This window comes from Raineya orbicola (assembly GCF_002843425.1).
GTDB lineage: Bacteria > Bacteroidota > Bacteroidia > Cytophagales > Thermonemataceae > Raineya > Raineya orbicola.
Genome location: NZ_NKXO01000033.1, coordinates 24,453 through 36,184 on the forward strand (window position 1 = coordinate 24,453; position 11,732 = coordinate 36,184).

Consider the following 11,732-nt stretch of genomic DNA (forward strand, 5'->3'; position numbering starts at 1 on the left):
TTGCTCATCTATTTACTTGCAATCTGTTAGCCATTGGCAAAATTTCTTTTACCCAAACGTCTAATTATCTAATATCTAATTGTCTAACATCTAAAATATGCTGGGTTTAGCCTTTCTCACAGGACTTTTCGGCAGTTTGCATTGTGTAGGAATGTGCGGTGCGATAGCTCTTACGCTCCCTGCTCGCAGTTTTTTAGGAAATTTTTTGTATAATGCAGGGCGGGTAATTTCTTACAGCCTTATGGGTTTTTTGCTGGGGAGTTTAGGAAAAGGGCTTGCAATTATAGGATTTCAGCAAGGCTTAGCGATTGTAGGGGGGAGTATGGTAATTCTAATAGCCATTTTTCCTAAATTGCTTCGTTTTACGTGGTTTAATGAAGGCTTTACGAAACTTAAACAATTATTCAAGCCTTTTTACCAACGTAAAAATCATTTTTCTTTACTAATGATTGGTGTTTTGAACGGATTTTTGCCTTGTGGGTTGGTATATCTTGCAATAATGGCTTCGGTAGTTTTGGCTGATGCTTGGCAAGGAATGCTGTATATGTTTTTTTTTGGTTTAGGAACAATTCCTATGATGCAAAGTTTAGCCCTCTACAAAAGTTTGCTTTCGCAACATTGGAGAATGAGGCTTTTCAAATGGATGCCCGCCTTTGCAGTAATGATAGGGATTTTGATGATTTTAAGAGGCTTAAATTTAGGTATCCCTTATGTAAGTCCTCATTTTGAAAAACAAAATGTAATGGAATGTCATTCTACAAAATAGGTATCAATATTGTCCTGTACGTAGTAGCACCAAAGTACAAGCGTGCAAACACTCAATACCTGCATTTTGAGCAAGTTTTTCAAGTTCGGGATTTTCGGTATTCGGATTAAAAATCAGTCGTTTGGGTTGTGTTTGTAAAATATAATCGTACCATTCGGCTTGATTGGCTCTACCTACATACAACGTAATAGTATGAATATCGCTGAAAATCTGCGTCTTATCTTGTATAATTTTCTGCCCAAATACTTCACCTTTTTTTATGCCTACCAAAACAATCGGATAGCCTTTTTGCGAAAGCATTTGAGCCGCCAAATATGCGTAGCGTTCAGGGTTAGGGGTGGCTCCTAAAATCAGTGTTTTTGGGATTTCAACTATCATTTTCCTATTAGTTTTTCTGCAATTTCTTTGCCTGTTTGTGCTGCACCTTCCATAAAACCTTGCCATTCGGCTAAATGTTCGCCAGCAAAAAATACATTCTTGAACGGTTGGGCTAATGTCTGCCTTATGTTGAACCATTGTCCTAACTGATACAAAGCATAAGCTCCTTGGGTATAGGCATCGCTTCCCCAATAATAGCCCGTAATGTCTTCTATAAGAGCCTCAATATTTCCAAAAATGGGTTGTAAGGTATCAATAACAACTTTTTTACGAGCCTCCTTATTTTTACGAGCCAGAATATAAGCCTTATCGCCTATGGCGTAAAAATGTAGGATACCTTTGGAATTAGCTTGATTTTGGGTAGTATGAAATACGAAATGCCCTTCTAAATCGGTGCAGAGGGCAAAATCTTCTCGTTGCCAAAAACGCTCACGAAAAAGCACTGCCATTTTGATAATCCGAGCATACTGCAATTGCTGTAATGCTAATTTTTTACTTTCAGGCAAAGTAGGTTCAAAATTGATTTGAGCGAGAGCATACACAGGCAAAGTGCAAATAACTTTATCGGCTTCATAAGTACTTGCATCTTCACAAATAACTTCCACTTTTTTGCTTTGTTGGCGAATAACTTTCACTTTTTTACCTAAAAAAGTATTATTTTCGCCAACTTTTTGAGCCAGAGCCTTGATAATACTGCTATTACCACCTTGAATCTTGTAGTCCATTTCATTATATTGGCTAGAATCTGCATACTCTGATAGTGCGGCAAAAGCAGAAGTAAAATGAATACTCTCACCGAAATCGGTGCTATCGTTTAATTCACGACAGGTGAGTTCCTGCTCTGGAATACCATTATTCACAAGAAAACGCCACCAACTGATTTGGTCAAGTTTTTTTTGTTCTTTTTCAGACATTTTCCGAAAATCGGCAAAGATTTTTTGAAGTTTTAAGCTCCACTCTTTGGAAAAAGGCATAGTTTCGGCTTTGTACATCTTATTTTCTAAAAACCAATCAATTTGAAACTGATGCTTGACAAGAGGTAAATTCAATTCTTGGCATATTTGTTTGATTGTATTGTGCGAATCGCCCACCCACTCAGCTCCTAATTCTGTATGCAGTTGTTCGTTTCGGGGGAAAAAATACGTAAAAATTCGCCCACCTATACGTGTTCGGGCTTCTAAAAGTTTTACAGGTACATTATTCTTACTCAAAACATAGGCGGCAGAAAGTCCCGCCAAACCTGCACCGAGAATGAGTACCTTCTCGCCTTTTTTCAATCTTTCAAAATCACTCCATTCGGGTAGATGCGTGAGATAAGTTGAAGTAGCCAATAGAGAGGTTTTTTTGAGGAAATCACGTCTTTGCATACATCATACATTTTTAAGAGCCATCAGGATAAAAACAAGATTAAATATGACGTAAGTACCTCCTACGAGCCAAGCTAACACTTTATCAGTGAGATTAGAAAGTTTTTCTAAGCCAGAGTCATCTTGACGGAGCGAAAGAGCTGAAAAAGCAATAATTACGAAAATCATAATAAAGGTAAGTCCGTGCAACCAATCTACTATGGTAAGGGTAGAACCTTCGGGTAAATAGCTATCAATTACGTACTTATTACCAACGCCTGCAAATAGCCCCCCCACAGGAAGCCCAAAGCGTGGTTCGGCGTGGCTGGGATCTATGAAAAAACTGACATAAGAAATGGCAAAAGCTACATACATTCCCAAAAACAACTTAAAAAACAAACCCCAAGCGTCTCTTTTAATATCAATCACTATGGCAAACTGGGCATAATTGCTTTCATTTTTCGGAGCTGTATAATCGCCAAAAGTGGTATTGTAGCGATTGATGCGGGTTTTTACTTTGAAATTAGTGATTTTCCAACCTGCTACTTCCAAGTTTGGGTCGAAAGATTTACCCGAAGTATCGGGTAGAAAGATAAGGCTTTGAGCATCAAATTGAGGATTTTCTATTAGGATTTGCAAAGTTTGCTTATCAAAAGGGAAGTTGCTGATGTTCCACTTTTGCGTCATTGTTGCTTGAATTTTGAACTGATACCAGTTTCTACTATCAAGGCTATCGTGAATTTCATTATCAATGTGAAACTCTTTGGCATTAGGGATTTCAATAGCATCAGAGGCTTTTTCTATGACAGATTTTTGTACCGTCCAGAGCCAAAAACGTGCTACATACTCTTCTTTACGAAAATCTAAATCGTGAATATTGATAATGTAACAACCTATTCGCACCGTATCAGGTGCTTTTTGGGCATAAAGGTACTGAATGGAGCAGAAAAATAACCAAAATAGCTTTCGTAGCATAAAAACAATTTATGCTTCCAAGCTAAAAATTTTTATAGAAAAACACAACAAGTCCTCCTTGAAAATGCAATAAAACAACAAAATCAAAAGTGATATTGCCTGCTAAGGTTTAAGAGCAATTTGAAATTATAGTGGTTTTACTTCTTGCCACTCTTTGGTGTCGGTATTGGTATAATTGTAGCTGTTATCTATTACGTTTTTGTAGTAAAATTTACCTTCTTGTTTTTTTACGGCAATCCAACTTTTAAGATTGGGGAAATTGAGTTTGGTGAGTTTGCGAACCTCATCAATATACACACAACGCACTTCTAAAAAGATAGCTCCGTCCTTCATATTGTCCAGAACTCTTTTGAATAGTTTTGCCGCTAATTTATTATCTTTGATAGGGGAATACATATACAAGAAATCGGCTTTTTGAAAAAAGTTGCCGTCTATTTCCAAAGCGTCGCCTTGGGTTATTTCTATTTCTTGGGAAAAGTTTTTCAGGTTTTCTTTGCTTTCAGCTACCGATTCGGGGCTGTATTCTAATCCGTAGGCTTTTTCAAAGCCTAAACAAAGGGCAGTAAAAAGTTTTTCACCATTACCCGAACCAATATCCATAAAAACTTTTTGTTGAGGCTCTTTGAGTATCATTACGGTTTCTACGAAGCGTGCTAAATTGAAGCGTATTGCCGCCCAGAATTCTTCTTTGGCGGGGGTTTTGTTGTAGGTTTTTTGTGAAAATACCGCTGACGCAAATTTACTTCGCAAAGCCGCATCATCTATTACTCTGCAAAACTCTACAATTTCTCGTTCGGTGATGTTGAGTTTTTCAATTTCTTTACGCAAAAAATCAGGATTAAAGAAAATTTTGGCTTGCCGAAAGAAAGTATCTTTACTAAAAGTTGCTTTTTGTGTAATAGGAGTTGTTTCTTTACAAGAAAACAAAAAATTACAAAGTAGCAAACCCGATAGAAACAAGATTTTTTTCATAAGCAAATTTTTGATAAGTTAGTTGGTTATTTTTGTGTAAAAATCAATCAATTTCAATAACTACATCATCAGAAAGTGGGTGAGCCACACAAGTAAGCACTACGCCATCTTTAATTTCTTGCTCGGTGAGGCAGTCGTCTTCGGTCATCATTACTTTACCTGAAACACATTTACCCATACAAGCCGTACAAAGCCCACTTTGGCAGGAGTAAGGCAAATCAATATCCAAAGCCAGAGCCGCATCTAAAATACTCTGATGAGGGGCAACCTTGAAATGGTACGTTTCGCCGTCATACTTCACCGTAACCGCTCTTTCTACCATTTTATTGCCACTTTCTTCAATTTTTCTTTGAGCCGATTCTTCAATAGAAGCTGTAAAACTTTCTTTTTTGGGTAAGGCTAAATTTTTCTCTTTACAAACCTCCTCAATGGTTTGCATCATACCTGCAGGTCCGCACATCCATTGCGAGAGTGGTAAATTGTTGGGAATTTCTGCTAAAATCGTTTCTACTTTGTTTTTGTCCAATCTGCCTGTCAGACCCTTCCAGCAGTTGAGGGGTTGGCTCAAAACGTGCAAAATACGCAATCTATCAGAATTTTGAGCTTCCAGTCGGTTGAGTTCTTGCCTAAAAATAATGCTTTCTTCGTTTCGGCTTGCATATACGAGCAAAATCCTGCTTTTCGGCTCAACGTGTAGAATAGATTTTACCATAGAAATAATCGGCGTAATACCACTGCCACCTGCCCAAAATACATATTGCAAGGCATTTTCAGGCTTGATGTCAGGTGTAAAAACGCCCATTGGTTCAAGGCTTTCCAAAATATCTCCTACTTGTAAGCTATCATTGAGCAAGTTAGAGATTTTGCCGTCTTTTATGCGTTTGATACCAATTTTGAGATTTTTATCGGTAAAAGGCGAACTCGCCAGTGAATAAGCTCGGCGAATAGTATCATTACCAAAATGTAAATTAAGCGTGAGAAATTGCCCTGCTTTGTAAGAAATAGGTTCGGGGCTGATATTTTCAAAAACTACACTAATGGTGTCTGATGTTTCGTGGATAATTTCCTGTACTTTGAGCTGATATTTTTTCATTGCTTGAAGGTTTTGCAAAGAAAACTCTAATAAAGCGATTTTTGTTGCAATTTATGAATTTTTGCACGGAACTTGTAAAGCATTTTGAAAGTTTTGTTTTTTAAGATTTTTTGCGTAAGTTTGTCTAAATATACGCTTATGTTTCGCATTGTATTGCTTTTCTGCTTGTTTCATTCTTTATTGAGCATAGCTCAAGAAAATAGAGTACTTACCACTTCGGGATTTACACTCAGGTATCTAACTTTGGATAACGGCGATAAAATTCGTCTTTTTGTGCAAATTCCTCATAATCGTTTTATGCCTGCTTCTGCTGACAAATTTCTCCAACGATTTGAATTGTATTATCAGATACGGGAGGATTTGGCGACAGCCGCCTCCAATTTACAACCCAAAAGTGCCAAAGTAAATTGGCAAGAGGCTAAAATAAAATTAGATGAAAACGAAGGAATTAAGTTAGGTTTTGATATTCCTAAAAGTGAAAATTCGCCTACGGGTTTGCTCATCTTGGATTTTATTGATTTGCAAGAGTCAAAAAAGCATCAGGTTTCTTTTCGCGTGGCTTTTGCCCAAACCAAAGTGCGAGAAATGTATGCTATTTTCAAAGAAAATGATGAATTTCCGCTTATCAGTGGCTTTGTAAGAGCAAATGAGAAATTTCAAATTCGTAGCATAGGCGGTGAATACTCTAATTTTTATGTAACCAAAATCAAGCATACGTATCCTCCCGCCCAATTGCCTATGAATATCAGCAAACCTGTGCAAAATAAAGAATTAGAAGTAGAACGCAGTTTTGAAGCCAAAAGCAATGAATGGCTACAATGGGAAGAAGGCTTGTATATCATCAAACAAAATCCTAATGCTTTCTATGGCTTGGGCTTACGCATAGAACCTGCGGATTTTCCTAAAATTCGCACCAAAGAACAACTTGCCGAAGCTCTTACTTATCTTGCTGTGGCTTCAGAAATAAAAGAAATACAGGAAGCAGAAGATTTGAAAAAAGCTGTTGATGCTTTTTGGCTATCTTTGTCAAGGGCTGATGTAACAAAAGCCAAAGAAATGGTCAAAAAATATTATGCTCGCATTCGTAAGGCAAACTATTTGTTTGGCTCTTTCAAAGAAGGCTGGAAAACAGATATGGGAATGATTTATGCCATTTTTGGCGAACCTGACGAGATAATTTGGGACAAAGATAGCCAACGCTGGATTTACATAGGCAATAATAATTTTCAGGCAGGCAGAAATTACACCAAAATTACGTTTAATTTCCTCCGCCGACCTAATCAGTTTTTTGAGGATTATTACCTTTTGGTTCGTTATGTAGAATATGATGAAGTGTGGCTCAAAACCATACAGGCACTGCGGCAAGGAGTAGGATTGTGAGAGTAGAGATTAGAATTAGATACAAGACATAAGACAGAAAGCATTAAAAAAGCAAGGTTTGAACTTTTAGAATGGCAAACTTTCATACCTTAAACTTTTTTTGTAGTTTTGTAACGAAATCTGAAAATTTTTACCTGTATGATACAACGTATTCAAAGTGTATTTTTGGCGGCAATTGCCTTTGTAATGACTTTCTTTCTTTTTCTGCCTATATGGACAAAAAAAGATACGCAATCAGGAATTGAGCTTATCATCAATGCGAGTGGCTTAAAAAAACTAAAAGGAGAGGAGGTATTGGAAGAGAAATCGGCAATTTATATTTTTATTCTGGGCTTTATAGCAGTGATTTTGAGCGTAATTTCGCTATTGAGCTATCGCCATCGCCCTCGTCAGATTTTCCTCAATCTTCTTAATTCCTTACTCATTGCTTCTGCTACGGTGGCTTCGGCGTTGCTTATCAACGATGCTGAAAAATTGCTTCTACCCGAACAAAAAGGAGAGTTTCAGATTGGGCTTTTTCTGCCTGTGGTGGCACTTATTTGTAATATGATTGCCAACCGATTTATTCGTAGAGATGAAAATTTAGTTCGTTCTGCTGATAGAATTCGCTGATGGCTCAAAAATATTACGTAGTTTGGGAAGGGAGAAACAAAGGCATTTACAACTCTTGGCAAGAGTGCAAAAGCCAAGTTGAGGGTTTTCAGGGGGCAAAATACAAATCTTTTGAAAATTTGACAGAAGCACAAAAAGCCTTTGCAGAGCCTTATCAAAATTTTGTAGGCAAAAAAACTACCCCGAAACCTGATTTGCCTTATCCTGAAGCTATTTGCGTAGATGCCGCCTGCAATACCCAAACAGGTGATATGGAATACAGAGGGGTGCATTATCCTTCGGGGAAAGTTCTTTTTCATCAAAAAGGCTTTCAAGATGCTACCAATAATATGGGCGAGTTTTTGGCAATAGTTCACGCTTTGGCGTATTTGCAAAAACAAAATTCCAATATTCCTGTTTTTACTGATAGCAAAACCGCTTTGAGTTGGCTCAAACGTAAAAAATGCAATACCGAAAAAATTCCTACCCCCCGCAATCAGCCTGTTTTTGAGCTAATTCGCCGTGCAGAAACGTGGCTACAAAATAATTCTTTTGAAAACTCCGTTTTGAAGTGGGAAACGGAAAAGTGGGGCGAAATACCCGCAGATTTTGGGAGAAAATAAGATAATTCGGCTAAAACCTTGGAAAAAGAAAAAAGCAAAATCGGACGTATCGTTGATACAAAAATCATCAAAAGGCTATACGCTTATACCAAGCCCTACCGCTTTACTTTTTATGGCGTTGTATTGCTCACACTACTGATTGCTGTTTTGGGTCCTATCCGTCCTTATTTGGTGCAGTATGCCGTAGATAATTATATGATTGAAGGCAAAGAAAATTTGCTTTTGCAAATTACCTGGGTAATGATAGCTCTTTTAGCTCTGCAAACTATCGTGCAATACGCACACACGTATTATTCGGGTTGGCTCGGACAAACCATTATCAAAGATATTCGCTTGCAATTGTACCAAAAGATTTTGAGCTTGCGTCTCAAATTTTTTGATAAAACCCCCATTGGTAGGCTTGTTACTCGCAATATTTCCGATATTGAAACGCTTTCTAATGTTTTTGGTGATGGCATTGCCGCAATTGTTGCTGATATTTTACAAATTTTGGCAATTCTTGTAATGATGTTCCTTACTAATTGGCGTCTTACGCTTGTGAGCCTTTCAATGCTTCCTTTTTTGTTGATTACTACTTACATTTTCAAGGAAAAAATCAAGGTTGCTTTTGCACAAGTGCGAACTGCCGTAGCTAACCTAAATACATTTGTGCAAGAGCATATATCGGGAATGAACATTGTGCAGATTTTTGCAATGGAGGAGCAGGAAGCTCAAAAATTTAACGAAATCAACAAAGAGCATCGCAAAGCGAATTTGAAATCGGTTTTGTATTATTCGGTGTATTTTCCTGTGGCTGAAATTATTAGTGCCGCAGGTACAGGTCTTTTGGTGTGGTACGGAGCGGGTGAAGTGATAGAAGAATACACTACTTTGGGCGTGCTGATTGCCTTTATGATGTATATTTCATTATTTTTCCGTCCTATCCGAATGATAGCCGATCGCTTCAATACACTGCAACTTGCTATTGTAAGTTCTGAAAGAGTGCTTAATCTTTTGGATAATCAGGAAGATGTAATGCCTAATGGAAATCTGCGTCCTAATGGCTTGCAAGGTGATATACGTTTTGAGAACGTTTGGTTTGCCTACAATGATGAACATTGGGTACTCAAAGATGTTTCTTTTCACGCCCGTCCTGGTGAAACCATTGCTTTTGTAGGAGCAACAGGGGCAGGGAAATCGTCCATTATCAATCTTATCAATCGTTTTTATGAAATTCAGCGAGGGCAAATTCTTATTGATAATACGCCTATTCAGCAGTATGACCTTGCTACTCTTCGTTCTCATATAGGGGTAGTTCTGCAAGATGTTTTTCTTTTTTCGGGTTCTATTCGGGAAAATATCACTTTGGGCAACCCTGATATTTCAGATGAAACCATTTGGCAAGCCGCTGAACTGGTTGGGGCTAAAAGTTTTATTGAAAAACTGAACGGAGGTTTAGATTATCAAGTAATGGAAAGAGGGGCAACGCTTTCCGTAGGGCAAAGACAACTTATTTCTTTCATTCGGGCTATGGTGTATAAACCTGAAATTATTATTCTGGACGAGGCTACTTCTTCGGTAGATACTGAAACCGAGGAACTTATTCAAGAAGCTATCGCTAAACTAATGCAAGGTAGAACCGCTATCGTGATAGCTCACAGGCTTTCTACTATCCAGCACGCCGATAAGATTATTGTTTTGGATAAAGGGGAAATCAAAGAAATAGGCACTCACGAGGAACTCCTCAAACAAAACGGATACTATGCTAAACTTTATCAAATGCAATTTGTAGGAGAATATGTATAAAAAACGACTTCATTTATTTTTTCAATGAAGTCGTTTTGGTAATTTTTACAAAATTATAAGTTCTTATCCTCCAATGAGTTGCATAACTTTCATTGCTACGCCCATATCGCCTTTCACTTTGATTTTCCCCATCATAAAGGCATTCATAGCGTTGAGGTTGCCTTCTAAAAGTTTTACGGCATCGCTTGCCGAAAGGCTTACGGTGCAGTCGGCATCTTTATCTTCTTGGCTGATTACATTAGGGACTTGCTTGGCATCAACGTAGAGTGTGCCTTCATCTGTTACAAATTTCACGGTTGCGTTCAAACGGCTATCTTCACCTACGATAGCAATGACCTTTTCTTGAAATACAGGAAAATTCATCTTTGTTCTGTGTTTATGGTTGGAAACAAATTTTTGTTTTGCAAAACTATAAAAAACATTTCAAAAAAAGCAGGGAAATGAGCGTTTTTTTTCTAACGAGTTTTTCTTAACCATTTTACCACTTAAACTTCACTCTGCCCATTATCCAGCGTCCTTGAAGCAGTTGCGAAGAACTTTGTACGGCGATGTTAGAAGGATTAAGTTGGAAAAGGGCGTCATTATCCAAAAGGTTGTAAATTTCCAAACCTAATTGTAATTTTTTTAGCTGATAGGTAAGTTCGGTATCAAAAAAGTAAAGCGATTGATGAATTTGCCGAGAACGAAAATCTAATTTTTCAGCGGAGAAAGCCCATTGTAATTTTTTCTGAAAACCTTGAAACACTCCCGAAAAACGATAAGTAATATTCCAATTTTCAGTGGAAGCCACTTCGGTAAGGAACTGATTTTCCATAATGTTATAGGAAACTTGTGCGAATGCTTCTAAATTAAAATGCCCCTCAAATAAACTCCTGTATTGCAACTTACTGAATACCGACCTGAAAATATTATTGCCTAAAACGAAATTATTAACTTGATTGTTGTAGTTCTGATACGTAAAAGCATTGAGCCAACGAAAACCCGAAAGCCAAGAATGTACATATTTATCTAGTGTCAGGCTTATGTTTGCCATTTCATTTTTAGGAAAAATTTGGTTTTGCATTATAGTAAAATCTTGCTCTATCTGAGAGGCTGTGCCATAGTAATTGCTTTGCCTGTTGTAAGAGCCATATAAAACTACACTTTGCAGATGTTGTAAGTCGTCAAAGTTGAAAATAAAGGTTACCCGATGCATAGGCACAAAGCGAACATCTTCAGTGCCACTACGAAAACTCCTGTAATTTACAAGCCAATAGCCATTTAGCAGATTTTGCAGAGTTGGGTTTTGCCAAGTGAAATTATAGGAAAGTTGAGAAATGATTTTTTTTACTTTCCAAGAAAAACTTACATTAGGTTCAACAAAAGATATTGCACTTTTCTTTGCTCCTAAACCTATCCATTTATGCTTCCAAAATAAACTTGAAGCAACAGAGTTGAAGGAGGTAGGAAAATAAGATAAGGTTGTTCCGAAAGCATTTTCAGCAGTTTGTAAATCTACCTGATTGCGGTAAGCAGGGTTGGCGAATTCTAACTCATTGCCCCAAAGTTGGTACAAAATTTTAGTAAAACCTTCAATTTGCTGAAAGTTACTTTCGGCAAGTAGTTTCAAAGTTAGTTTAGGGGCAATTTTTTCAATATACTCTCCTGTACATTGCAAAGAATTACCCGGTAGGCGGTTGTTTTGGCGTACAACATTAACGTGAATTATAAGTCTAACTTATTGTTTTCAAGGGATTTAAATAAAAAAACTTAGGGTAATTGAAAAAATGATTAACTTTGAGTTGTACTTTTTAAATATTTAATCATATGAGTCAATTACCTCT

12 protein-coding genes are annotated in these 11,732 nt (G+C 37.4%); 5 read left to right on the forward strand and 7 right to left on the reverse strand.

Going from position 1 to position 11,732, the window contains the following annotated elements; all coding sequences use genetic code 11:
• Positions 1-97: 97 nt before the first annotated feature.
• On the forward strand, positions 98-766 hold the full coding sequence (locus Rain11_RS10280) for a sulfite exporter TauE/SafE family protein (RefSeq protein WP_101359281.1): 669 nt from the start codon (positions 98-100) through the stop codon (positions 764-766).
• Positions 767-769: 3 nt separating this feature from the next.
• On the opposite strand, the gene Rain11_RS10285 is transcribed toward Rain11_RS10280, so the two are convergent.
• From Rain11_RS10285 to Rain11_RS10305, 5 genes are all read right to left on the reverse strand, one after another.
• Entirely contained in the window at positions 770-1,144 is a 375-nt protein-coding gene (locus Rain11_RS10285; protein ID WP_101359282.1) for a CoA-binding protein, read from the reverse strand.
• Positions 1,141-2,511, reverse strand: a complete 1,371-nt coding sequence (locus tag Rain11_RS10290; RefSeq protein WP_101359283.1) for a flavin monoamine oxidase family protein — start codon at positions 2,509-2,511, stop codon at positions 1,141-1,143. The genes Rain11_RS10285 and Rain11_RS10290 overlap by 4 nt, the downstream gene beginning before the upstream one ends.
• A 3-nt stretch (positions 2,512-2,514) precedes the next feature.
• The gene (locus Rain11_RS10295; RefSeq protein ID WP_101359284.1) at positions 2,515-3,465 is read right to left on the reverse strand and encodes a ligand-gated ion channel; all 951 of its coding nucleotides are present in this window, start codon (positions 3,463-3,465) and stop codon (positions 2,515-2,517) included.
• Positions 3,466-3,591: 126 nt separating this feature from the next.
• On the reverse strand, positions 3,592-4,437 hold the full coding sequence (locus Rain11_RS10300) for a methyltransferase domain-containing protein (RefSeq protein ID WP_101359285.1): 846 nt from the start codon (positions 4,435-4,437) through the stop codon (positions 3,592-3,594).
• Between the two features lie 43 nt (positions 4,438-4,480).
• Complete coding sequence (locus Rain11_RS10305) at positions 4,481-5,530, reverse strand: ferredoxin--NADP reductase (protein ID WP_101359286.1); 1,050 nt, start codon at positions 5,528-5,530, stop codon at positions 4,481-4,483.
• A gap of 138 nt (positions 5,531-5,668) precedes the next feature.
• Here Rain11_RS10305 and Rain11_RS10310 point away from each other — a divergent pair, with 138 nt between their 5' ends.
• The 4 genes from Rain11_RS10310 (at position 5,669) to Rain11_RS10325 (ending at position 9,909) form a co-directional block, all read left to right on the forward strand.
• Positions 5,669-6,910, forward strand: a complete 1,242-nt coding sequence (locus Rain11_RS10310; RefSeq protein WP_101359287.1) for a GWxTD domain-containing protein — start codon at positions 5,669-5,671, stop codon at positions 6,908-6,910.
• 138 nt (positions 6,911-7,048) lie between these two features.
• Positions 7,049-7,522: a DUF4293 domain-containing protein gene (locus tag Rain11_RS10315; protein ID WP_101359288.1), complete on the forward strand. Its 474-nt coding sequence runs from the start codon at positions 7,049-7,051 to the stop codon at positions 7,520-7,522.
• The gene (locus Rain11_RS10320; protein WP_207764451.1) at positions 7,522-8,124 is read left to right on the forward strand and encodes a ribonuclease H1 domain-containing protein; all 603 of its coding nucleotides are present in this window, start codon (positions 7,522-7,524) and stop codon (positions 8,122-8,124) included. Before Rain11_RS10315 ends, Rain11_RS10320 begins: the two co-directional genes overlap by 1 nt.
• Before the next feature lie 18 nt (positions 8,125-8,142).
• The gene (locus Rain11_RS10325; protein ID WP_101359290.1) at positions 8,143-9,909 is read left to right on the forward strand and encodes an ABC transporter ATP-binding protein; all 1,767 of its coding nucleotides are present in this window, start codon (positions 8,143-8,145) and stop codon (positions 9,907-9,909) included.
• A gap of 63 nt (positions 9,910-9,972) precedes the next feature.
• Here the strand turns inward: Rain11_RS10325 and Rain11_RS10330 are convergent, their stop codons facing one another.
• Positions 9,973-10,272: an SCP2 sterol-binding domain-containing protein gene (locus tag Rain11_RS10330; protein ID WP_101359291.1), complete on the reverse strand. Its 300-nt coding sequence runs from the start codon at positions 10,270-10,272 to the stop codon at positions 9,973-9,975.
• Positions 10,273-10,387: 115 nt separating this feature from the next.
• On the reverse strand, positions 10,388-11,566 hold the full coding sequence (locus tag Rain11_RS10335; RefSeq protein WP_101359292.1) for a hypothetical protein: 1,179 nt from the start codon (positions 11,564-11,566) through the stop codon (positions 10,388-10,390).
• Between the last annotated feature and the right edge of the window lie 166 nt (positions 11,567-11,732).